General features: G+C 30.9%; 22 protein-coding genes. 17 read left to right on the top strand and 5 right to left on the bottom strand.

What is annotated here, in order from left to right; genetic code table 11:
• The first annotated feature begins 40 nt into the window (after window positions 1-40).
• From CLV86_RS04330 to CLV86_RS04265, 14 genes are all read left to right on the top strand, one after another.
• Entirely contained in the window at window positions 41-2,989 is a 2,949-nt protein-coding gene (locus tag CLV86_RS04330) for a SusC/RagA family TonB-linked outer membrane protein (RefSeq protein WP_121050059.1), read from the top strand.
• 18 nt (window positions 2,990-3,007) lie between these two features.
• Window positions 3,008-4,483 (top strand): RagB/SusD family nutrient uptake outer membrane protein, encoded by a 1,476-nt coding sequence (locus CLV86_RS04325; protein ID WP_249037448.1) that lies wholly within the window; start codon window positions 3,008-3,010, stop codon window positions 4,481-4,483.
• Window positions 4,484-4,491: 8 nt separating this feature from the next.
• Entirely contained in the window at window positions 4,492-6,222 is a 1,731-nt protein-coding gene (locus CLV86_RS04320) for a SusE domain-containing protein (RefSeq protein WP_121050055.1), read from the top strand.
• A 44-nt stretch (window positions 6,223-6,266) separates the two neighbouring features.
• Window positions 6,267-7,685: a glycoside hydrolase family 30 protein gene (locus CLV86_RS04315; RefSeq protein ID WP_121050259.1), complete on the top strand. Its 1,419-nt coding sequence runs from the start codon at window positions 6,267-6,269 to the stop codon at window positions 7,683-7,685.
• A 12-nt stretch (window positions 7,686-7,697) separates the two neighbouring features.
• A complete protein-coding gene (locus tag CLV86_RS04310; protein WP_121050053.1) occupies window positions 7,698-9,182 on the top strand; it encodes a glycoside hydrolase family 30 protein in 1,485 nt (494 codons plus the stop codon).
• 17 nt (window positions 9,183-9,199) lie between these two features.
• Window positions 9,200-9,994 carry a T9SS type A sorting domain-containing protein gene (locus tag CLV86_RS04305; protein ID WP_121050051.1) on the top strand — a complete coding sequence of 265 codons (795 nt, stop codon included), beginning with the start codon at window positions 9,200-9,202 and terminating at the stop codon, window positions 9,992-9,994.
• A 532-nt stretch (window positions 9,995-10,526) separates the two neighbouring features.
• The gene (locus CLV86_RS04300) at window positions 10,527-11,861 is read left to right on the top strand and encodes a TolC family protein (RefSeq protein WP_121050049.1); all 1,335 of its coding nucleotides are present in this window, start codon (window positions 10,527-10,529) and stop codon (window positions 11,859-11,861) included.
• 7 nt (window positions 11,862-11,868) lie between these two features.
• Window positions 11,869-13,077 carry an efflux RND transporter periplasmic adaptor subunit gene (locus CLV86_RS04295; protein ID WP_121050046.1) on the top strand — a complete coding sequence of 403 codons (1,209 nt, stop codon included), beginning with the start codon at window positions 11,869-11,871 and terminating at the stop codon, window positions 13,075-13,077.
• Between the two features lie 5 nt (window positions 13,078-13,082).
• On the top strand, window positions 13,083-13,826 hold the full coding sequence (locus tag CLV86_RS04290) for an ABC transporter ATP-binding protein (protein WP_121050043.1): 744 nt from the start codon (window positions 13,083-13,085) through the stop codon (window positions 13,824-13,826).
• A gap of 2 nt (window positions 13,827-13,828) precedes the next feature.
• Window positions 13,829-15,049, top strand: a complete 1,221-nt coding sequence (locus CLV86_RS04285) for an ABC transporter permease (protein WP_121050040.1) — start codon at window positions 13,829-13,831, stop codon at window positions 15,047-15,049.
• Window positions 15,050-15,077: 28 nt separating this feature from the next.
• A complete protein-coding gene (locus CLV86_RS04280) occupies window positions 15,078-15,476 on the top strand; it encodes a DoxX family protein (protein WP_211330591.1) in 399 nt (132 codons plus the stop codon).
• Between the two features lie 15 nt (window positions 15,477-15,491).
• On the top strand, window positions 15,492-16,526 hold the full coding sequence (locus CLV86_RS04275) for a sensor histidine kinase (protein ID WP_121050034.1): 1,035 nt from the start codon (window positions 15,492-15,494) through the stop codon (window positions 16,524-16,526).
• A 3-nt stretch (window positions 16,527-16,529) separates the two neighbouring features.
• Entirely contained in the window at window positions 16,530-17,261 is a 732-nt protein-coding gene (locus CLV86_RS04270; protein ID WP_121050031.1) for a LytR/AlgR family response regulator transcription factor, read from the top strand.
• A gap of 185 nt (window positions 17,262-17,446) precedes the next feature.
• Window positions 17,447-18,037 carry a DUF6515 family protein gene (locus tag CLV86_RS04265; RefSeq protein WP_121050027.1) on the top strand — a complete coding sequence of 197 codons (591 nt, stop codon included), beginning with the start codon at window positions 17,447-17,449 and terminating at the stop codon, window positions 18,035-18,037.
• A gap of 346 nt (window positions 18,038-18,383) precedes the next feature.
• Here CLV86_RS04265 and CLV86_RS04260 read toward each other — a convergent pair whose 3' ends face one another.
• From CLV86_RS04260 to CLV86_RS04250, 3 genes are all read right to left on the bottom strand, one after another.
• Complete coding sequence (locus CLV86_RS04260; protein ID WP_121050024.1) at window positions 18,384-19,352, bottom strand: sugar phosphate isomerase/epimerase family protein; 969 nt, start codon at window positions 19,350-19,352, stop codon at window positions 18,384-18,386.
• Window positions 19,353-19,487: 135 nt separating this feature from the next.
• Window positions 19,488-19,766, bottom strand: coding sequence for a hypothetical protein (locus CLV86_RS04255; protein WP_076734105.1), 279 nt, complete (start codon window positions 19,764-19,766; stop codon window positions 19,488-19,490).
• A gap of 112 nt (window positions 19,767-19,878) precedes the next feature.
• Complete coding sequence (locus CLV86_RS04250) at window positions 19,879-21,105, bottom strand: 3-deoxy-D-manno-octulosonic acid transferase (protein WP_346226672.1); 1,227 nt, start codon at window positions 21,103-21,105, stop codon at window positions 19,879-19,881.
• A 137-nt stretch (window positions 21,106-21,242) separates the two neighbouring features.
• Here CLV86_RS04250 and CLV86_RS04245 point away from each other — a divergent pair, with 137 nt between their 5' ends.
• From CLV86_RS04245 to CLV86_RS04235, 3 genes are all read left to right on the top strand, one after another.
• On the top strand, window positions 21,243-22,367 hold the full coding sequence (locus CLV86_RS04245) for a DegT/DnrJ/EryC1/StrS family aminotransferase (RefSeq protein WP_121050016.1): 1,125 nt from the start codon (window positions 21,243-21,245) through the stop codon (window positions 22,365-22,367).
• Window positions 22,368-22,483: 116 nt separating this feature from the next.
• Window positions 22,484-23,497 carry a UDP-glucose 4-epimerase GalE gene (gene galE / locus CLV86_RS04240; protein WP_121050014.1) on the top strand — a complete coding sequence of 338 codons (1,014 nt, stop codon included), beginning with the start codon at window positions 22,484-22,486 and terminating at the stop codon, window positions 23,495-23,497.
• A 171-nt stretch (window positions 23,498-23,668) separates the two neighbouring features.
• Window positions 23,669-23,860, top strand: coding sequence for a hypothetical protein (locus CLV86_RS04235; RefSeq protein ID WP_076734101.1), 192 nt, complete (start codon window positions 23,669-23,671; stop codon window positions 23,858-23,860).
• A gap of 44 nt (window positions 23,861-23,904) precedes the next feature.
• Here CLV86_RS04235 and lspA read toward each other — a convergent pair whose 3' ends face one another.
• Window positions 23,905-24,390: a signal peptidase II gene (gene lspA / locus CLV86_RS04230; protein ID WP_121050011.1), complete on the bottom strand. Its 486-nt coding sequence runs from the start codon at window positions 24,388-24,390 to the stop codon at window positions 23,905-23,907.
• A 1-nt stretch (window position 24,391) separates the two neighbouring features.
• The gene (gene fabD / locus CLV86_RS04225) at window positions 24,392-25,285 is read right to left on the bottom strand and encodes an ACP S-malonyltransferase (protein ID WP_121050008.1); all 894 of its coding nucleotides are present in this window, start codon (window positions 25,283-25,285) and stop codon (window positions 24,392-24,394) included.
• Between the last annotated feature and the right edge of the window lie 32 nt (window positions 25,286-25,317).

The raw sequence follows: 25,317 nt of genomic DNA, 5'->3' as shown, positions 1-25,317 counted from the left end.
ATTAAAACTAGCTAAGACTAATAGTGATAATATTTAAACAATGAGTAGTACTAAAAGATTGCAAAAAATTATGGTAATAATAACCATGTTTGTTATATCAATATCTTTTGCACAACAAAAAACAATTAAAGGAAAGGTTACAGATCAAAGTGGTATGCCAATTCCAGGAACATCAGTTTTTATTAAAGGTACCACACTTGGAACAACTTCAGATTTTGATGGTTTTTATGAACTAAACGGAACTTATGATAATGCATCAACTATTGTTTTTTCATATGTAGGTATGGAAACTGTAGAAAAGAAAATTGATGGATTAAGTGAAATAAATGTTATACTTCAAGAAGATTTAGAAACTTTAAGCGAAGTTGTTTTAATTGGTTATGGTTCTCAAGAAAAAAAGGATATAACTGGTTCTGTTTCTGTAGTAGATTCTAAAGATTTTGAGTCTAGAGCAAATACACAAGTAGGTTCTTTGTTGCAAGGTCAATCAGCAGGAGTGCAAGTTACTTCTAATTCTGGAAAACCTTCAGCGGGATTTAGTATTAGAATTAGAGGAACAAATTCTATTAACGCTGGTAGTGAACCTTTGTATGTAGTAGATGGTGTGCCTACAACAGACACTAGATCAATAAACCCATCGGATATCGATAGTGTTTCAATATTAAAAGATGCTTCATCAACAGCTATATATGGGGCACAAGGAGCTAATGGTGTGGTAATTATAACAACAAAAAGAGGTACAACGGAAAAATCAAAAATAACTATAGATACTTACACCGGTTTTGCTGATGTATGGAAAACAATTCCAGTTTTAAATGGAGAACAATATAGAGATCTTATGGCGGAAATGGGTCTGTCTACAGATTGGGATAGTTACATAGAAAGAACAGATTGGCAAGATGAAATTTTTCAAAGTGGATTTTCACAAAATTATCAATTGTCACTATCAGGTAAAAGTAATTCCACAAACTACTATGTTTCTGCTGGATATGTAAGTCAAGAAGGAGCTATTAAAAGTGCAGAGCTACAAAGAAGAAATTTTAAAATTAATTTAGATCAAGAAGTGTCAAATTGGCTTACAATTGGAGCCAGAATAGCCTATACAGCTTATAGGGATGTGGATATTAACGATAATAACAATGTTAATGCTGGAGGCGTGTTATTAGGGGCTCTAACAACGCCATCAATTATTGGAGTTTACAATGATGATGGAAGCTTTACAAGTAATCCTTTTCAAAACTGGGAAAATCCATTAGCGAGTACTGATGGACTTGAACGAGAATTTAACAGTCAGCGTTTGCTTGGTAATATATATGTTGAAGCTAAAATTTCAAAAGATTTATCTTATAAACTAAATTATGGTATAGATCGTAATAATGGTATTTATGATTCATTTCTTGATCCGTTTAGGACTAGTTATGGTAATGCTATAAGTGGGCAATCAATTAACAATACTAATAGTAGTAAATATTATATAGTAGAGAATACTTTAAATTATAAAAAAAACATCAATAAACATAATGTCGAGGTTTTACTAGGATCGGTGAACCAGAAATTTTTATGGGAAAACAGTTCTATTGAAACCAGAAATTTTGCAAGCGAATCAGTAACAACGCCAAATGGAGGATCTGAAATTTTTGGAGCATCAGCTACAAAATCAGAAAAAGCAAATTCATCTTTTATAAACCGTATTAATTATGCTTTTGATAATAAATACTTGCTTACAGCAAATTTTAGAGCAGATGGTTCTAGTACTTTTGGACCTAATGAAAGATGGGGGTATTTTCCTTCTTTTTCATTAGGATGGAGAGTTTTAAACGAAAATTTCTTTAAAAAAATAGACATTGTAAACGATTTTAAAATTAGAGCAGGATGGGGAATTGTTGGTAATGATCAAATAGGTAATTATGCTTATTTAGGAGAAGTTGGTAGTGGAGGAAATTATCCAATAGGAGGTGTGGCGCAACCAGGAACATTTCCAGCAACAATAGAGAATCTTTCATTAAAATGGGAAGAGTCTGAACAAACAAATATTGGTGTAGATGTTCAATTGCTAAATAATAGAATAAACTTTACAGCAGATGCTTATGTAAAAAATACTTCCGATTTACTTTTAAACGCTCCTTTACCAACTACTTCTGGGTTTAGGTCTGCAATACAAAATATTGGTGAACTACAAAATAAAGGATTAGAGTTTGCCTTAAGCTCTAAAAATATACAGGCAGAAAACTTTCAATGGGATACTGGATTTAATATTTCATTTAACAAAAATGAAGTTAAAAATTTGGTTGGACAAGAATTATTACAAGGAGGTATAGCTGGAAGAGGAGAGGCTAGTATTGTAAAAGAAGGTTTGCCTTTAGGGACATTATATGGCTATATATATGGAGGTGTTGATCCAGCAACTGGTAATGCGTATTATATTAATCAAAATGGAGAATCAACATTTACACCAACTGCAGATGATCGTGTAATTATAGGTGATGCTAATCCAGATTTTTTCTATTCAGTTACTAATTCATTTTCATACAAAGGATTTAACTTATTTGTTTTCTTACAAGGTTCTCAAGGTAATGATATTCTTAACGCTACTAGAATTGAATTAGAAGGCATGTCGGACCCTAAAAATCAATCTGTAGAAGTCTTAAACAGATGGAGACAGCCAGGAGATATTACAAATATACCAAGATCTAGTTTTGGAAATACAGATAATTCAAGAATATCAACTCGATTTATAGAAGATGGTTCTTATTTAAGATTTAAAGCTATAACACTTAGCTATAACTTACCAGAAACACTTCTGGAAAAAATAAATGTTAATGCCTTAAAATTATATGTTACAGGTGAAAATATGTTTACTATCACAAACTACTCGGGTTATGATCCTGAAGTTAATGCTTTTGGTTCAAGTAATATCATTAGAGGTATCGATTTTGGTACATATCCACAAACTAGAAACCTCATTTTTGGAATGAGCGTAACATTTTAAAATATAATATTAATGATTATGAAGTACAATAAAATTTTAATTGCAATATTACTTACAATCTCAATAATCTCATGCGAAGATTATTTAGATTTAAGTCCTATTTCAGCAGAAACAAGTGGTAATGCCTATGAATCTGCAAGCCAGATAGAAGCAGCATTAGTTGGAGCTTATGAATCATTTCAGTCTTCAGAATATTATGTTTGGGATAATGTTTTATTTCAAGATGTAAGGTCAGATAATTGTTATGCCGGTGGGGATAATCCAGAAATATTTCAAATAGATTATTTAGAAGTTACTCCAACAAATTCTAGGTTGTTTACTCATTGGTCAAATATTTATAACGCTATTTCAAAAGCAAATCTTATAATTGAAAAAATAGATCAAATTTCAGATCCTTTATTAACTCCAGAACGAAGACAGCAAATTAAAGGAGAAGCACTTTTTTTAAGAGCCTATCACTATTTTACATTAGTAAAATTATGGGGAGGTGTACCTTTAATAACTAATACCATAACGTCAGTAGATGCAGAAAGTGTTAACGTGGCTAGGTCTAGTGCTCAAGATGTTTACATTCAAATTACAACAGATCTTGACAACGCAGCAATCTTGCTTCCAGATACTTATGGGAATGATACTAGTGTAAATAAAGCTCGAGCTACAGCAGGAGCAGCTCATGCACTTGCAGCCAAAGCTTATGCTCAAAAACAAAACCCTGATTATAATGTAGTTTTAAATCATATAAATGCTGTAGAAACTAGTACGGCTAATTACACACTTATTCCTTTTAGTGATCTATTCGATGGAAACCATTATAACAATGCAGAATCTATTATTGAAGTACAGTATTTAGGAGGTGTAGAAGGTAATTATGGGCCACAATTATTGCTACCACCTTCAGTTTCTGGTGATGCATGGAGAAAATTTGCAACACCTTCTGTAGATTTAGTGAATGCTTTTGATTTACTGGGAGATACAGTTAGAAAAAATGCATCAATTCTTTTTGAAGAGGTCCAATGGGTAGATGAATTTTGGGGAAATGCTCCAGGAAGCTCTATACCTTTTAGTTATAAGTGGAAAAATGCTAATGGTTTTGCTAGTTCAGATCATCCTTATTTAATAAGATATGGAGATATTGTTCTCTTAAAAGCTGAAGCTTTAAATGAATTAGGTCAGTTAGAGCTTGCAGCAACAGAAGTGAATCGAATTAGAACTAGAGCATTATTACCAGATTTAACATCAGAAGAAAAAAGTTCTCAAAGCGTTTTAAGGAATACAATTCTAAAAGAACGCCGCTTAGAGTTGTTTCAAGAAGGACATCGTTTTGATGATTTGGTAAGATATAATGTTGCCATATCTACTATGAATAACTTAGTTGAAATAGATTTAAGAAATAATAGTCCTGTGAATTATAATATGACTGAAGCAAAAATATTATTACCAATTCCGCAGCAAGAGCTAGATAGAAATCCTGCTTTGATTCAAAACCCTTTATAAAAACAGTTATGAAAAAGATATATAAATACCTTTTGTTATTTATTTTCATATCTATTGCAGTAACAGCATGTGATACTGAAGAGAATATGCAACCCGAAGGGCAGTGGGGCTTAATAGCACCAGTTGCTACATTGCCAGAAAGCAATCAAACTATAATATTAGATCAGGAAACACCAAACGAAACTATAACTTTTAGTTGGGACCCAGCAATATCAACAGCAGGTTATGCTATTACATATTCTGTTGTATTAGATACTTTAGGTTCTACAAATTTTGAAACACCAATATATCAAATAGCTTCAAGTAATTCAGGCACTGATACGTCAGCTATTGTTTCTTTTGCAGATATTGATGAAGCATTATCAATTGCTGGATATCCTGTAAGTGAAGTCGCTCAAGTTACTTGGGCTGTTAAAGCTATAAGTTTAAGTAAAACCGCTTATGATAGTCAATCGTTAGCAATAACACGTTTTGAAGATGAAATTATTCCAACAAGATTATACATTTCTGGTACGGCTACCGAAAATGAAAATAACTTAGCAGAGGCCATTCAATTAAAACGGCTAAATAATTCAGAAGGATTAGCATCAAATGTTCATGAGGTTTATACAAGTTTAACAGCTGGTAATACGTACAAATTTTATAGCGAAACATCTTTGCCAGCCCATCAATATGGTGGAGCAGATGGTGTTTTAGTAAAATCAGGCGAACCTATTGTCGCACAAGAAGATGGGGTTTATAGAATTATGGTAAACTTAGACGATAATACTTACAGTTTATTGAAAATTGATTATTGGAGTATGGTAGGTCAACCAATAAATGGAGGTTGGGGAGCCGATGAACCGTTATCTTATCAAGGAGGAGGTATTTGGAGTTCTACGATTGAATTAGTCGATACAGGTAGTTTTGTTTTTAGAGCCAATGGAAACTGGTCTTACCTTTTAAAAAGTGTTGTTGGGTCTCCAAGTACCTTAATTATGGAATCTCAAGCAGCGAATCAAGGTTTTACTTTCGAAGATATTCAATCCTCACAATTGGGCTTTTTTGTTGTAACACTGCAGTTAACCTCTAGTGGTTACACATTTTCAATAGAACAAGATACTAGTACACCAATCGTAACACCAGATCAATTATTTTTATTTGTTAATGGAACAATGGTAGAAGAGTTAAATAGAAATGGAGATATATTTACAAATAGTACACACAGAGCTTTACAAGTTGATGATATGATAACGCTTAATTCTGCAGCAGATGGTTCGGGTGAATCTTATGCAATTAGTACAAATATTGGAGCTACAGCATCTCCTGATGCGGTTTCGGTAAGTGAGGATTCAATTTTAAACATCGGATCTGGAGGTATTATTGTAGAGAGAAACCAAGCTTATACAATTACTATTAACTTTGCAAGCGCTAATTTTCATTGGCAATTCTATAATTTATTTTTATTCCATTGGGACGAAATTAATCAAGGATGGGACAATAGAAATGAATTTTTAATGACTTATGTCCACCCAAATACATTCAAAATTACAACACCACTTTCTGCAAATTATGATATGAAATTTATTTCTCCTTGGGATAATGATTTTGGTTCTGAATCTCCAAATGAATTGTCAGGAACAATAATTAATGGAGGTGGTTCTAATATTAGAAATATTAGTACTAATGGTGCTTTCGAGGTTACAGCAACTTTAAGCGACGATTATACTACAGGAACTTACGAATTTGTTGCTCAATAAAAATTGATATGAAAACTATGAATATTAGCATAAAAAAAATTAACATGAAGATTCTTATAATTCTTTTTACATTTTTCGGGATTACTCAAGCATGTGATGATACAGACGATACATACTATACTCCACCTGAACAAACAAGTGTAGGTGTTAGTTATTATTTAACATCTCCAGATAAAACGAACCTATTAACACCTCAGTCTAACGGTATATTTCCGTTAGCCGATAATAATAATTTTACTATTAGTGTTTCAGATGCTACAATATACCAAGAGATGGATGGTTTTGGCTATTCATTAACGGGAGGAAGTGCAGCTTTAATCAATGGAATGTCTTCATCGTCAAGATCAGATTTATTACAAGAACTTTTTGGTGCTGGTGATAATAGCATTGGAGTAAGTTATTTAAGAATAAGTATTGGATCCTCAGATTTAGACGCAACAACATTTAGTTATAACGATATGCCAAATGGACAAACCGATGAAAATCTTAATAATTTTTCATTGAACCCAGATATGGCTAATCTCATTCCAGTTTTAAATGAAATATTAGCAATAAATCCTAATATTAAAATTTTGGGGACACCATGGTCAGCACCAACTTGGATGAAAACTAACGGATCTACTATTGGGGGTGAACTTATGCCACAATACTATAATACATATGCTAACTATTTTGTAAAATATATACAAGGTATGGCAGCTCAAGGAATTACAATTGATGCGATTAGCATTCAAAATGAACCAGAAAACCCACACAATAATCCAAGTATGGTAATGAGTGCAGAGCAGCAAAAAACTTTTATTAGAGATCATTTAGGGCCAATTTTTCAAGCAGAAAATATTACAACCAAAATTATTCTTTTCGATCATAATTTAGATCATCCAGAGTATCCAATTTCAATTTTAAATGATGCTAGTGCAAAAAGTTATATAGATGGTTCTGCATTTCATTTATATGCTGGTCAAATAAGTAATATGACCTTAGTACATAATGCGCACCCAGAAAAAAACGTGTATTTTACAGAACAGTGGATTCAAGCACCTGGAGATTTTTATTCAGACCTAAGATGGCATATTAGAGAACTTATAGTTGGTGCGCCAAGAAACTGGAGTAAAAATGTTTTAGAGTGGAATTTAGCTGCAGATTCAAATAACAATCCACACACGGATGGTGGTTGTACAGAATGCTTAGGTGCAATTACCATTGATGGCAATAACGTAGAAAGAAATCCAGGCTATTATATTATTGCACATGCTTCAAAATTTGTGCCTGTAGGTTCGGTTAGAATAGACTCTAACTATTCTGTAGAGTTTCCTAATGTGGCTTATAAAACACCGGAGGATGATATAGTAGTAATTGTTTTAAATAATTCAGATACTCAAAAAACTTTAAATATAAATGTATCAAGTGAACCAGTAACAACAGTAATTCCAGCAGGATCTGTTGCTACTTATGTATGGTAAAAAAATAAACAAATGACAATAAAAAATTTTATAGTTGCTTTTACAGGATTAGTTGTTGCTTCATGTGCAGATGGTGTAAGTGAAGCAAATAAGGATAAAAAAACGGAATCAAAAATAGAAAAAGTACTCGCTTTTAAACCAACAAAAGCAACGTTATTTACAACTGCTGAAAACACAAATTTACGATTATCACATCAAGGAGAATTTTCTTTTACAGATGCAAAACAACCTTTAGAAACAGAGGTTGCTGTATTTATAAATCCAAACAAAAGTTTTCAAACATTTTTAGGTATTGGAGGAGCTATAACAGATGCTTCCGCTGAAGTTTTTGCAAAATTAAGTTCAGATAAGCAAGAGGAATTTCTTAAAGCATATTATAGCGAAGAAGGAGTAAATTATAATATTATTAGAACTAGTATTCATAGTAGTGACTTTGGTTCAGGAAGTCATACCTATATTGAGGAAGGTGATGCAGATTTAAAAACATTTACTATAGAACACGATAAAGAATTTAGAATCCCTTTAATAAAAAGAGCAACACAACTTATTGGCAACGATTTAGTGTTTTACGCTAGTCCTTGGAGTCCGCCTGCATTTATGAAAACAAATAAAAATATGCTTCAAGGCGGAAAGTTGTTGCCAAAATACTATCAAAATTGGGCAAATTATTATATCAAATTTATTGAAGCTTATGAAGCTGAAGGTATCCCGGTATGGGGAGTTACTATTCAAAATGAACCAATGGCAACACAACGTTGGGAATCTTGTATTTATACAGCTGAAGAGGAACGCGATTTCCTAAAAAACTATTTAGGACCAACATTTGAAAAAGCTGGTTTAGGTGATAAAAATATTGTGGTTTGGGATCACAATAGAGATTTAATTTCTCAACGTGCTAATGTTATATTTGAAGATCCTGAAGCAGCTAAATATGCTTGGGGAATTGGATTTCATTGGTATGAAACCTGGACAGGAGGAGACCCTAAATATGATAACTTAGGAAGTATTAACGAATCGTTCCCGGATAAAAATCTATTATTTACAGAAGGCTGCCAAGAAAAATTTGAAGAAGCTGAATATCAAAGATGGTCTAACGCTGAACGTTACGGTAACTCTATGATTAACGATTTCAATCATGGCACTGTTGGTTGGACTGATTGGAATGTATTACTAGATCATACCGGTGGACCAAATCATGTGCAAAATTTCTGTTTTTCACCAATTCATGCAGATACAAGAACTAATACTCTAATTTATACACCTTCGTATTACTATATTGGTCACTTTTCAAAATTTATTAAACCTAATGCAAAACGTATTAGTACAACAACAAGTAGAAGTACTATTGAAAGTACTTCTTTTCAAAATCCAAATGGTCAAATTGTAACGGTTGTAATGAATAAAACAAACGATTCAATTGATTATAAGCTTATAGTTGGTGATTATGAAGTAGTATATACAATTCCACCTCATGCAATACAATCAATAATCTATTAATTTAAAACTTCATTATTATGAAAAAAAAATACTTTAAAAAAACAATATTTCTCACCTTAGCTTTGTTGATTAGTTGTGTATCGTTTTCACAAATAATAGCAGACGGAAGTTATAAGATTTTTAATTCAGTAAATACAGAAGTTATGACCACTGAAACTGGTGATGATTATGAAGCTTTTATGGCTTCACCTAATGATACTGATAATTATCAATTATGGACATTTACACATCAAGGAAACGATATTTATAAAATAGTTAATAATGGTTCTGGTAATACTTTAGGGATTAATGATAGTTGGTGTGGTAATTTTGGAGATGTAAAAGCTAATTTTAATAGTTCAGATTTAAATGTTGAATTCAAAATTTCTCAATCTGCAGTTGCAAATAATTATACAATAGAGATAGCTTTTACAACTTGTAATTTTGGCTCAGTTAATAATCCTATCAAAGCGTTTGATATTCAAGATGGTTCTTCTGGAGGACAAATTCAGACTTATGAAGTTAATCCTAGTAATCCTAATCAGCAATTTCAAATTTTAGAGCCTAGCGCATTAAGTATAAATGATTTTAATCATCAAACAGGAGTTACTTCATCATATAATAAAAACAATAGAATGCTTACTTTAAATGTGGCTAATAATAATATTTCAAATATTACTGTTTTTAATTTAAATGGAAAACTTGTAAATACATATAATTTTATTAATAAAAATAAAGCAAGTTTAGATTTTAAATTAAGTGCTAATAGTTTATATTTTATAAAGATTAATCTAAATGATAAACAAATTGTAAAAAAAGTTTTAATACACTAAATGCAACCATAAAAAATACTATTTGTAAAAATAGGAAGTCAAGTTATTTTATATTAGAAACAAGACGTTAGTTGGCTCTATGCGTAACTAACGGTTTCTGTTTTAAATTAAGATTTTAAAAAAAAATTATAAAAATTTCCTTCCTCACTTAGTCTATAAAAATTAACGCTCCTTTGGTTGTGTTTATAATAGTATATCCTTATTTCCGTTTATTCTTGGTACTAATATCCTAGACGTTTAAAGTAAATTATTAAAATAAAATTGAACAATGCAACATAGTTGTTAATTCTATTTGTGAATACTTGTAAACGACATTGTTAGATATATCAAATTTGTTATAATAATTTATGACTATTTATTTAGATTTAATACTAATGTTATTTATTTAAATAATTAATTAGTGAGTACTTTTCAAAAATCTCATCGATAGATTTCCCGATTTCGTATAGTAAAAACCCTCAAACGTCTATCGCTTTATAATAAGAATGCATATAGTTTCATCTTTGAAGTGTTAATTTAAAACACTTTTAAAATGAAATTATATATCATCATAGCAAGTTTCTTTTTTATGCAAATAGCATTTGCACAAGAAAGTTTACCTAGCACTAACACAAAAGTTTGGTCTTTAGAAGAGCTCATCGATTATGCTCTAGAAAATAACATTGTTGTTAAAGATGCTGCTTTAAATAAAAGTATAGCAGAAATAGATTACAGTAAAGCGAAGTCGTCTAGATTACCAAATTTATTTGGAAGCGCATCACAGAGTTTTTCTAACGGAAGTACTATAGATCCAATTACTAGCGATTATGTTACCGATCAAATACACAGTACAAATGTTGGAATAAATAGTTCAATGACTTTGTTTCAAGGAAACCAAATTAACAATCAAATAGAACAAAATAAATTATTTCTAGAGCAGAGTGTTTACCAAGAGGAAGTAGAAAAAAACAATATTGTTTTAAGTATTTTAGAAATCTATTTACAAACGCTTTATAGTAAAGAAAGTATTGCTATTGCAGAAAATAATGTAAATGCTTCAGAAAAAGAAGTGCTAAGAGCAAAAGCACGTTTAGATGCAGGAACTATTGCATTAAGCGATTATACAGAAGCTCAAAGTCAGGCAGCAACAAATAAATACAATGTAATTGCGGCTAAAAATGATTATCAACAATACATCATTCAATTAAAACAATTATTAGAATTATCGCCTTTAGATACTATTGAAATTAAAAGTTTAGACGATGATATCGATTTAATAAACCTAGAACTTAATAAAAACGAAATCTATAATAATGCCTTAAGCTTCTTGCCAGAAATACAAACTAGTAATTTAAATATTGCAGCAAGCGAAAAAGAATTAGACATTGCTAAAGGTGGATTTTTACCAACATTATCTTTAACAGGAAGTATTGGTTCTGGTTACACAAGTATAAATGATAATACATTTTCAGATCAATTTGATGTCAATTTCAATCAAAAATTAGGATTATCGTTAACTATCCCAATTTTCAACAGAAATCAAACAAAAGCAGAAGTGCAAACCGCAACTATAAATATTGAAAAAGCCCAAATACAAAAGCAAACTACGGAAAAAGAAGTTTATAAAAAAGTTGAAACGGCTTATCAAAATGCAGTCTCTGCTCAAGAGCAATTAATAGCTTCGGAAGCCTCTAAAGCTGCAGCAGAGCAAAGTTACAAGTTAGCACAAAAAAAGTATGAATTAGGAGATTTAAGTACAACCGATTTGGTAATAAGTCAAAACACTTTTACAAATACTCAACAAAACTACTTGCAGGCAAAATACTTAAATATTTTATACCATCAATTATTACAATTTTATCAAGGAAACAATATTAAAATTAATTAACAGAATTATGAAATCTAAAAAGAAAATCATATTAGGAAGCGTAGTATTAGTAATACTTGCTATTGTAGCATTCAGTTTTATAAATGGTGAAGATGCCATAGTTATAGAACCAAAAACAGTAACAGCTAAAAAAGCAAATGTAACCACTATGGTTACTGCAACAGGAACCATAGAGCCAATTACACAAGTTGAAGTTGGTACACAAGTTTCTGGAGTTGTCGAGAAAATTTATGTGGATTACAATAGCGTTGTTAAAGAAGGTCAGCTTATTGCAGAATTAGATAAAACCAACTTAAATGCTGCAAAAACACAAGCACAAGCAGCTTACGATAATGCTGTAAGCCAAAGAAATTATACCAAAACTATTTACGACAGACAACAAACGCTTTACGATAATCAAGTCATAAGTAAATCAGATTTTGATGATGCTGCATTTAATTATGCAACCGCTAAAGGAACGGTAACACAGCGTTATTCAGATTTACAATCGGCTAGAACCAATTTAGAATATGCCAATATTTATTCTCCAATTGATGGCGTTGTATTATCTAGAGCAATTGACGAAGGACAAACCGTTGCAGCAAGTTTAAGCACACCAACCTTATTTACAATAGCTCAAGATTTAAAAGAAATGCAAGTAGAAGCAGATGTAGATGAAGCAGATATTGGTAATGTAAAAGAAGGACAACGTGTAACCTTTACAGTAGATGCTTATTTAGGCGAAACTTTTGAAGGAGAAGTTACTCAGGTTCGTTTAGATCCAACAGTAACCTCAAACGTAGTAACGTATACAGTGGTTATTAAGGCGCACAATCCAGATTTAAAACTTAAACCAGGATTAACAGCAACCATTTCAATTTATACTTTAGAGCTAAACAATGTGTTAACTGCAGAAGCCAAAGCCATAAACTTTACTCCAGATACAGAAACGTTAGCGTCTTACAATGCATTTCATAATTTATCAAATACTAATAAGGTAAATTCTAAAAATGAAACTACACTTTGGGTATTAGGAAAAGATAAAAGTATAACACCAAAAACAGTAACACTTGGAGCTAGTGATGGAGTTAACGTAGAGGTATTAAGTGGAATTAATAAAGGTGATGAGTTAGTATATAGTTTAAAAGGTGTATCAAAATCAGAAGCTTCAGGACCAGCAGGAGCAAACGAAAGTCCGTTTATGCCACAACGTCCAGGAGGAAACAAGAAAAAATAAAAGCCATGAGTAAAGATATTATTAAAATAGAAGACTTAAAACGTCAGTTTACCATGGGAACCGAAACGGTACATGCCTTAAAAGGAATTTCTTTTAATATAAAAGAAGGTGAATTTGTTACCATAATGGGTTCTAGTGGTTCTGGAAAAAGTACGATGCTTAACATTTTAGGCTGTTTAGATCAACCAACCTCTGGAGAATATGAAATTGATGGCGTAAGTGTTAAGGCTTTAAGCCGAAATGAATTAGCAACAATAAGAAACGAAAAAATAGGATTCATATTTCAATCTTATAACTTATTAGCAAGAACATCTGCAATTGAAAACGTAGAATTACCATTGTTATATAACAGTAAAGTGTCTACTGAAGAGCGCAGAGAACGTGCTATAAAAGCATTAGAAATGGTTGGTTTGGGTGAGCGTTTGCATCATACACCTTCGCAGCTTTCAGGAGGACAACAACAGCGTGTCGCTATTGCAAGATCGTTGGTAAATAATCCAGTAATGATTTTGGCAGATGAAGCCACAGGAAACTTAGACACAAGAACGTCTTACGAAATTATGTCCTTGTTTCAAGAGTTAAATCAAAAAGGGATTACCATAACTTTTGTAACACACGAGCCAGATATTGCCACTTTTAGTAGCAGAACAATCGTGTTAAAAGATGGAAATATCATGCAAGATTATAAAAATCATAAAATACAATCTGCAGCAGAGCAATTAGCAAAACTGCCTAAACAAGACGATTAATTATGAGACTATTAAATTTAATAAAAATTGCTTTTAAAGCAATTGTACTAAATAAAATGAGAACCTTACTAACCATGTTAGGTATCATTATTGGTGTGGCGTCTGTAATAGCAATGTTAGCTATTGGAGAAGGTTCTAAAGAGAGTATTCGTTCTACCATTTCAAATATGGGTTCAAATATGATTACCATAAGACCAGGAGCAGACGATAGAGGTCCAGCTAGAGGTAGTGGAGGAGATGTACAAACTTTAACACTTCAAAATTATCAATTAATTAAAGAGCAAGCCAGTTTGTTAAGCTATGTTACACCTGTTGTAAATGGTGGAGGACAAGTTATTAATGGCTCTAACAACTGGCCTTCTACAATTTATGGTGTTAATCCAGAATATCTAGATATTAAAGTAGTGGATTTACAAAGCGGAAGTATGTTTACAGATGCAGATGTGCAATCGGCTTCAAAAGTAGCAGTTATAGGACAAACCGTTGTAGATAATATATTTCCTGATGGACAGCAACCAGTTGGACAAATGATTCGTTTTAATAACATTCCGTTTAAAGTAATTGGTGTTTTAGAAGAAAAAGGAGAAAATACGTTTGGTCAAGATCAAGATGATGTTGTTATTGCGCCTTATACTACAGTACAAAAACGTATTTTGGCAATAGATTATCTTAATCAGGTTATGGCATCTGCAATTAGTGAAGATGATGCTGCCGATGCTGTAATTCAGGTTACAGAAATTTTGAGAGAGCAACATAAATTATTAGACTCAGAAGACGATGATTTTACAGTGCGTTCTATGGAAGAATTAATTTCTACCTTTAGTTCTACTAGCGAAATGTTAACTGTACTTTTAGTTGCAGTAGCCGGAATTTCATTATTAATTGGAGGAATAGGAATTATGAATATTATGTATGTTTCTGTAAAAGAGCGTACTAAAGAAATTGGTTTGCGTATGGCAGTTGGTGGTAAAGGGTCTGATATTTTAATGCAGTTTTTAATCGAAGCTATTTTAATAAGTATTACTGGTGGATTGCTTGGTGTAATCTTAGGACTCGGAGCCACAGTTTTTATCGAAAAATTCTTAAATTGGCCTACAAGTGTTGCATTATATTCTATAGTGATTTCGTTTGCTGTTTGTGCGGTAACAGGTATCTTTTTTGGGTGGTATCCTGCAAGAAAAGCTTCGGCTTTAGATCCAATAACTGCATTACGTTACGAGTAATAGAAATAACAAATTAAAGAAAATGAAAATGAAAAAAAATAATGATATAGGGTATTTAGTTTTAAGAATTACGGTTGCAGCATTAATGCTATTTCATGGTGTGGCTAAATTAAGTCATCTTGATGGAATTAAAGGTATGCTGTCCGGAATTGGATTGCCAGAATTTATGGCTTATGGTGTTTATGTAACAGAGATAATTGCACCAATACTTATTTTAATTGGGTTTAGAACACGCCTAGCATCACTAGCTTTTTTCTTTGGTATGATAGCAGCTATGTTTCTTGCACATTCCGATAATTTATTCGCTTTATCTAAAAGTGGTGGACTTGAAATAGAGCTTATTTTATTATATGCTTTTGGTGCCTTAGTGTTGTTTTTTACTGGTGCAGGTAAATATGCAGTATCAACCAAAAATAGTTGGGATTAATACATAGATTTAAAAATGATTAAAAATAAAAATATAACAATACTCTCACACATTTTAGTTTGGTTTGTATTGTTTAGTATGCCTTACTTATTGTCTTACGGTCAAGAGCAAGATATTAATAGAGTAGTTATTCATTTTTGGATTCCGTTAGCGCTATCTGCTGTATTATTTTATTTAAATTACTTTGTACTAATAGATAAATTTCTATTCACAAAAAAAACAGTTTGGTTTGTTGGTATTAATTTAATTTGTATTGCCTTATTTATTTATTTTAAAGAAACGGTTGAAAATACTTTTTTTCAAGATATAGTAAAAAAACGAGCAAATAATAGTAGTTCTGGTCCACCTTTTAAAATGTTTATATACGTTCAAATGGTATCTTATATGGCACCATTATTATTTTCAATAGCAGTAAAAACAACAAAACGTTGGGTGCAAACAGAAGCCGAACGTAAGGAAGCTGCTAATTTTAAATTACAGTCAGAATTACAACATTTGCATTATCAACTACAGCCACATTTCTTTTTCAATTCGTTGAATAATATTTATGCGATGGTAGATATTTCTCCAGATCAAGCCAAAACATCAATACATAGTTTAAGCAAATTGATGCGTTACATGTTATATGAAACTAGTGAAGAATCTATAGCTTTAACTAAGGAAATAGATTTTATGAAAAAATATATCGAGCTTATGAAGCTTCGTGTGTCTGATAAAACAGTTGTTAATTATAGTTTTCCTTCAGATGAAACGGGAATTAAAATTGCACCTTTATTATTTATTTCATTAATTGAAAACGCTTTTAAACATGGTGTTTCTGCTAGTAAAGCAAGTACAATTGATATTAATATGACTTGCGATAATCAAACGGTTTTATTTACTATCGAAAATCATAACTTTCCGAAGAAAACAGAAGATAAAAGTGGTTCTGGAATAGGACTTCCAAATATTAAAAAACGATTAGAATTGTTGTATCCAAACAAAAACAGTTTTAAAACCTTTGTAAAAGAATCGCGTTTTGTAGCACAATTAGAAATTGAAACCAATTAAATTATGAGCAACCTAAAAATATCTTGTGTTATTGTAGACGATGAGCCTATGGCTTTAAATTTAGTAGAAAGTTATGTGGGAAAAACACCTTTTTTAGATTTAAAACAAAAGTGTAGTAGCGCAATTGAAGCTATGGAATATATAAAAAATAATCCTGTAGATTTATTGTTTTTAGACATACAAATGCCAGATTTATCTGGTATTGAATTTTCTAAAATGTTACCAAAAGAAACACGTGTAATTTTCACTACAGCTTTCGATCATTATGCGTTAGAAGGTTTTAAAGTAGAAGCTATAGATTACCTTTTAAAGCCTTTTGATTATGCAGAGTTTTTAACTTCGGCAAACAAGGCTAACACTTGGTTTGAGTTGTTGAAAGGCAAGAGAGAACCTATAGTTTCTGAAGAAAAAGAATTCCTTTTTGTAAAATCGGAATACAAACAATTGCGAATAAAGTTAGCAGATGTTTTATATTTTGAAGGGTTAAAAGACTACATTAAAATCTGGTTGAAAGATAACCCAAAAGCAATTTTAACGCTAATGAGTTTAAAATCTTTAGAGCAAGAATTACCAGAAACACAGTTTATGCGTGTACACCGTTCGTTTATTATTTCACTTAAAAACATAGATGTTATAGAGCGTAGTCAGATTATTATTAACGACCAACGTATAACGGTTTCAGAGCAATATAAGTCTAAGTTTTTAGAGTATATTAATAATAATTCTCTGCATTAATTTGCTAAGATTTGGTCTCTTCAAAAATATCTCATCTATAAAATTATCGATTTAGTAGATACAATTTAGCTAACGGTCTATTTTCATTTTTTAACAGAAATATTTCAAATACTTTTAAACTATTAATACTAATAAACGTCTTAGTATTAATAGTAAAATAAAGTTGAATTTTAAACCTTTAAATTATGAAAACGTTTATAAAAGCATACATACTACCAGCAGTATTACTGGTAGCATTTGCAACTCAAGCAGAAGCACAAACAAGAAGAACAACAACAAATAATAATAGTAGAAAAGTTACAACTACTAAACGTACAGTTGCTAAGCGTGTACCAAGTACAAAAGTAACTTATAAAACGCCTAAACGTAAAGTGGTTTCGGTTAGGAATGTGCCAAACAGAACCGTTGTTACACACAAAGGACAAAACTATTATTATGCTAATAATAAGTATTATACACAATCTAGAGGTCGTTATATTGTAATAGCACCAAAGGTTGGTTTTAGAATTAAAACTTTACCTGTAAACTATAAAAGAGTTCGTTTTAATAATTATAACTATTACAATGCTCATGGTATATTTTATATTCAAATAGACAACCAATATGAAGTTGTAGATCCAGAAGTTGGAACAATTGTTTATGAGTTGCCAGACGATTATGAAAAGGTTGTTATAAACGATGAAACGTTTTACGAATATGCAAATATATTATATGAAAAAGTACAGATAGATGGTACTAGAGCTTATGAAGTTGTTGGTATAATAGAAATGGAATAATAAAAAAAAGATATATTTTTTGGTTAGTTAGTTGATGGTTGGAGAGGAGAATAGTTGTAAAGCTATTCTCCTTTCTGTATTTAATAATAGAATTTAAATTTAGTCTAGTAACATATAATAATCATTGTCATAACTTTTAGTTAATATAGCATAGTATTTTAATAAAATACTTGTTTTAGTATATGTATTGTATTTCTATATTGTAACACGCAAGAAGGAATGAAACATAAAGTAATTGATTTTTTTAAAGAATCGCTAAAAAGAAACATTTCTGTCTAAAGCAAAATATAAAAGCTTCAGATTTATTCTGAAGCTTTATAATTTTTATAAATAAGTTTTTTAAAAACTATTTAACGTTTTTCCAAGTCTCTTTAATAAAAATTAAGTCTTTTTCTAAATAGTTAAACACTTCTTTTTTGTCTATTTTAATTGTAGAACTTCCTTTTTCTGCACCACCTAAATCATATTCTGCGTGTAAAGATACTGGTACATTTACATTGTGTTTTTTTAATAACGAAAAATAGCGTTTAAAATCTACCATGCCTTCTCCTAAAGGGACATTAATAAGTTTCCAATTATTATTTACTTTTTTCCAGATAAAATCTTTTAATACTATCGAGTTAATAAATGGTAATATGCGTTTAAAACCAAGCTCCCAACTTTGGCTACCTTCTACAACTGCATGTCTAATATCATATTGGCAACCTATATTTTTACCATTAGTAGCTTCTAGAATAGGAATTAAATCCCAAATTGGAGCTCCAACATGGTTTCCTGCATGGTTTTGATAACCACCTATAAGTCCTAGTTTTTTATTAAGTATTTCTAGCTCTGTTGCTTGTTTTCCAAATAAGGCTTGACTATCTGTAATAGATTTGTTTTCTGGATATTTTAACCAATCTGTACGATAATGTGTGAAGCCTTGCTCACTAGCTGTTTTTAGTACTTTCTTATTTTCAACGTTGTTAGCATCCCAAACATTTGTCGATAGCATTTTTGGTTTAAGCCCATGTTTTATCATAGCTTTTACAGCTTTAGGTAAATCTGAAATAACATTTTCAGGAAGTACATGTCCTTTTCGTCTTACGGTAAGGTCTAAACCATTAAATCCCATATTTGCAGCAGCTGCAGACATGTTATCGTAATCTAAAAATTGTAAGTGTTTAGAAAATAAATGTATATCTAACTCTTTAGGAGCATTAAAATTTTTAACAGTTAGAGTTGGTGTAAATGATAATAGTGGAATACTTGCTAAACCTAATGCAGAAAGTTTGGTAAAATCTCTTCTTGTATATTTGGTTGCAATATGCTTCATTTTAATGCTAATTTATTAGCAATGAAGATACTGGTTTTTTTAAAATTATCATACTTATAAAAATCTTCCAATTTTAAATGTAAAAAAAAAGCCCAATCCAAATGGATTGAGCTTTTTAACTATCTAGTATTCTAATTAGTTTTTGTCGTCATCAGTTGCTTCTTCAAGAGCCTCTTTAATAGACTCACCAGCTTCTTCAGTTTCTTCTACTGCATTATCAATAGCTTCTCCTGCTGCTTCAAACCCACTTTCTGCTGCTTCACTTGTTTCTTCAGCTGCATTTTCAATAGCATCACCAGTTGCATCAGCTGCATTTTCTAATGCATCTCCAGTTTTTTCAGCTTCTTCTCTACAAGATGTAAACGTTGCGCTAAGTGCTAATAATAAAGCAGCGCTAAATAATAATTTTTTCATTGGTTTTTAGTTTTAAATTAATTTAGATGTGAAATTACTATTTTGCAAATTAATTTTAACATTTTTAATTTATATTTTTTAACATTTTCTTATTAAATGCAATAACTTCAGATTAAATACGTAAAAAGTCTAGTATTTGGATTATCGCTCCTTTATTTTTTTCTATAAATTTAAAATTATTTGTTCCAAATTCAGTTCTTAAGGCTTGATTAGTTATAAATAGATTTAAAGCTTTATTTAATTCTTCTTGGTTAGATATTGAAATCATTCCTCTATTATCAATCATCGATTGTGCTTCAGGGAATTTTTTATGGTTATTACCTATTATTATAGGAACTCCAAAAACTGCAGCTTCCAAGGTGTTGTGCAATCCTGTTGTGCCTAAAGCTCCACCTACATAAGCAATATCTGCATAACTATACACTTTAGTTAATAAGCCAATAGTATCTAAAATTAAGACTTGATAATTTTCTAAAGCTTTATTTTCCTTTTTAGAAAAAAGAATAGAAGATTTAGAAATGTTATTCTTTAGTTCTTCAATTTGTGTAGACTTAATATTATGAGGAGCAATAATAAATTTTATGTTCTTGTTAGAATAAGTATTTATATAATTAATAATTAGTCTTTCGTCTTCAGGCCAAGAACTACCAATAACTACACATAAATTATTATTTTTAAATTCCTCTATAAAATTTAAAGTATTGTCTTGTTTTAATTGGTTTGAAACACGATCAAACCTAGTGTCTCCAGAAACTGTAACATTGTTATAATTAATATCTTTTAAAAGTGTTTTAGACACTTCGTTTTGAGTAAAAATATGCTCGAAAGCAAATAAAGCTTTTCTTGTTTGCTTACCGTACCATTTAAAAAAGGATTGATTTTTTCTAAAAGAAGCAGAAATTAATATAGCTTTTAAATTTCTTTTTTTTAGCTCATTTAAAAAATTTGGCCATATTTCGTACTTAACAAATACGGTTAATTCTGGATTTACAATATTTAAAAATGTTCTTGCATTTGCTTTACTATCTAATGGAAGATAAACTACAACATCTGCAAAAGGAGCATTTTTTCTTATTTCGTAACCAGAAGGAGAGAAAAAAGATAAAACTATTTTATGTTTAGAATATTTTTTTCTTAGTTCAGAAAAAACAGGTAATCCTTGCTCATATTCGCCTAAGGAGGCACAATGAAACCAAAGTGTCTTATCGTTACTTAATATGTTGGTTTTTAGAGTAGAAAATGTATTGGCACGACCTTGCACACCAAGTTTTATTTTAGTGTTAAAAAGTGCTACAATTTTTAATACTAAACCAGTAATAAATATTCCAAAAGAGTACAATAAATTCAATTTTAAAAATGCTTTGCGCTAAAATACATAATTCATTGTTTAGCATTTACGAATTTTGTAAATTCGTTCACCTATTCAATAGGTATAAGCATTATTAATGTTTATTTTAATCTTAGATAATATTTCAAATGAAAAAAATACAAATGGTTGACTTAAAAGGTCAATATACCCAAATAAAAAAAGAGGTTAATGACTCTATTCAAGAAGTTTTAGAAACAACAACCTTTGTAAATGGACCAAAAGTTCATGAGTTTCAAAAAAATTTAGAAAACTACTTAGGTGTTAAACATGTTATACCTTGTGCAAATGGAACAGATGCACTGCAAATTGCAATGATGGGACTTGGTTTAAAACCAGGAGATGAGGTTATAACTGTAGATTTTACATTTGCTGCAACAGTAGAAGTTATTGCACTTTTAAATCTAACTCCTGTTTTAGTAGATGTTAATCCAGACGATTTTAATATTGATATAGAAGCTGTTAAGCGTGCTATTACACCTAAAACTAAAGCAATAGTTCCTGTTCATTTATTTGGGCAATGTGCCAACATGGATGCAATAATGGAAATTGCAAAACAAAATAATTTATTCGTAATAGAAGATAATGCACAGGCTATTGGAGCAAAATACACCAATAGTAAAGGAGAAAAACATATGTCTGGAACTATTGGACATGTTGCATCAACTTCGTTTTTTCCATCTAAAAACTTAGGATGTTATGGTGATGGCGGAGCAATTTTTACAAACGATGATGATTTAGCACACACACTTCGTGGTATTGTAAACCACGGTATGTACAAGCGTTATCATCATGATGTTGTAGGTGTAAATTCTCGATTAGACTCTATTCAAGCCGCTGTTTTAGACGCTAAATTACCACATTTAGATACTTATAATAATAAAAGAAAAGAAGCTGCAGCCAAATATGATAAGGCGTTTAAAGATATCCAGCATATAATTATTCCAAAACGTTCTGGAGACCATGTGTTCCATCAATATACCTTAAAAATTATTGATGCAGATAGAGATGCTTTAGTACAACATTTAAATGATAAGGGTATTCCATGTGGTGTATATTATCCAATACCATTACATAAGCAAAAGGCTTATATGGATTCTAGGTATAATGAAGCCGATTTTAAAGTTACAAACCAGTTGGTTAAAGAAGTAATTTCATTACCAATGCATACAGAATTAGAAGACGATCAAATAGAATTTATAACAAAAACTGTTATAGAATTTATAGATAATTAAAATATTTAGTTATAAATTTTGGCATTTAATAGCTAAAAGTTAGAACTATAGCGTATAATTTTCTTCTTACACAGGTATTAGGAGGTGATAAAATAAAAGATTTAAGTATTAGAATAATGCCAAAAATATTAGTAACAGGAGGATTAGGTTATATTGGTTCGCATACTGTAGTTGCTTTACAAGAAGCAGGTTTTAAAGTAGTAATAATAGATAATCTTTCTAACTCAACACTTAAAGTATTAGAAGGAATTGTCTCTATTACTGGTGTAAAACCAGAGTTTGAAAATTTCGATTTAAAAGAGAAAAATAAAATTCAAGAGTTTTTACAGAAGCATGATGATATTTCTAATGTTATTCATTTTGCTGCAAGTAAAGCAGTTGGAGAAAGTGTAGAAAAACCATTATTATATTATGAAAATAATATAAATACCTTGGTTTATCTTTTACAGGAATTAAATAAAAAGGAAAGTATAAATTTTATCTTTAGTTCGTCTTGCACAGTATATGGGCAGGCAGATGTTATGCCAATTACCGAAGAATCTCCTATTAAACAAGCCGAATCTCCATATGGAAAAACCAAGCAAATAGGAGAAACTATAATAGCAGATATATGTAAAGCTAATAAAAGATTTAATGCTATCGCTTTACGTTATTTTAACCCAATAGGAGCACATAAATCTGCAAAAATAGGAGAGTTGCCTACAGGAGTACCTCAAAACCTTGTACCTTATATTATGCAAACAGGAGTAGGGAAGCTTAAGCAATTGTCGGTATTTGGAAATAATTATCCAACAAAAGACGGTACTTGTATTAGAGATTATATACATGTTGAAGATGTTGCTAGTGCTCATGTAATCGCAATACAACGATTATTAAATAAAGGCAATAAAAGTAATCTTGAAATATTTAATCTTGGAACAGGAAAAGGAAGTACTGTACTAGAAGTTGTTAAATCTTTTGAGCGTGTTGCTAACCAAAAATTGAATTATAAAATTGTAGAAAGAAGGCAGGGAGATATTATGTCTGCCTATGCCGATACAGGTAAGGCGAATACAATTTTGGGTTGGAAAGCAAAATTTACACTTGATGAAGCTATTCTTTCTGCTTGGAAATGGCAAAAAACGCTTTAATTTCTATTATCATATTCTAAAAGATAGCTCTGTCTGTTTGCGAGTCTAATAATTATAATACAGTATCATTATAGATATAATATTAATTGTTTGATTAACAAAGGCTTAACGCGTTTAATTTGCGATTAACATATAATCTTGGTTTCTTTGTATTATAATGAAATAGATATTATGAAACTGATACAAATTAAAAGAGAAACAATTCAAGAAAACAGATTTACTCCTAAAATGGGACTTTTAACTGCTAAGGTGACTTACATAAAAAAGCAATTTTTAGGTATTCCAATTAAAACTTTACACAAATACAGAGAAACGTATTATGGAGAAGTAAAAGATTGTGAAGATTGTGTGTTAGCTAGATAAACATATTAAACAAAAAAAATCCCGATAAAACTATCGGGATTTTTTTATGCTTTTTTCTTTGAGAAATTTCCTAGAATAAGTAGTCCCATTCCAACCATAACAGACACATCTGCTAGGTTAAAAATACCTGTTCTAAAAACACCTCCTAAATCTATGTGCCAGAAATCTGTTACGTGTCCGTAAACAACACGATCATACAAATTTGCAATACCTCCACCAATAATACAACAGAATCCTATAAGAGAGAATTTATCTAATGTTTTATCTCTAAATATATGGAATAAGACCAATGTTAATACAATTATAGGTAAAACATTAAGTAATACTATTTTTAGTATAGGACTAAAATCACTTCCTAGTCCTAAAAATGCACCTGAGTTTTCTACATTATGAAGTGTGAAATAATCACCTAAAATTTCAGATTGAGTACCTGGAGTTACATTGGCTCTAATCCAAAATTTAGAAATCTGGTCTAAAGCAATATTAAATATTATAATTAAAATAATAAATAGCGTTCTGTTTTTTTTCATATTAAGAAGCGCTTTCTATTGTTGCAGAAGTAGTTTCTGCTGCTCGGTTTATTTTTTTAACTAAACCTTGTAAAACTTTTCCTGGTCCTACTTCTGTAAATAGAGTAGCTCCATCTTTAATCATTTGTTCTACAGATTGTGTCCAACGTACAGGAGCAGTTAATTGCGAAATTAAATTTGCTTTAATCTCTGCTTCATTAATTACAGCATTTGCAGTTACGTTTTGGTATATTGGACAATTAGGTTTGCCAAAGGTTGTATTCTCTATTGCAGCAGCTAACTCCTCTCTAGCAGGCTCCATCATTGGAGAATGAAAAGCTCCTCCAACAGGTAGTACCAATGCGCGTCTTGCTCCAGCTTCTTTCATGTTTTCACAAGCTTTGTTTATGGCATCAATTTCTCCAGAAATTACTAACTGTCCTGGGCAATTGTAATTTGCTGCAACAACAATACCTTCTGTATCTGCGCAAATTTTCTCAACTAAAGCATCTTCTAACCCTAAAACTGCAGCCATAGTGCTTGGTTGTATTTCGCAAGCTTTTTGCATAGCTATAGCACGTTGCGAAACTAAACGTAAACCGTCTTCAAAAGTTAAAGCTCCGTTAGCAACAAGTGCAGAAAATTCTCCAAGAGAATGACCAGCAACCATATCTGGTTTAAATTTTTCGCCTAAAGTTTTTGCTAAGATTACAGAGTGTAAAAATATGGCTGGTTGTGTAACTTTAGTTTCTTTTAAAGCTTCAGCAGTACCTTCAAACATTATGTCTGTAATATTGAAACCTAAAATTTCGTTAGCATCTTCAAATAAATGTTGTGCTTCTGGTGAGTTTTCGTATAAGTCTAAGCCCATTCCTGAGAATTGAGCGCCTTGACCTGGAAATATATATGCTTTCATTAGTTTAATTTTGTAATGCAAAAATAGGAATA

Source organism: Lacinutrix venerupis, from assembly GCF_003663945.1.
GTDB lineage: Bacteria > Bacteroidota > Bacteroidia > Flavobacteriales > Flavobacteriaceae > Lacinutrix > Lacinutrix venerupis.
The sequence above is the reverse complement of the archived record's forward strand: the minus strand, read 5'-3'. Positions and strand labels throughout refer to the sequence as shown.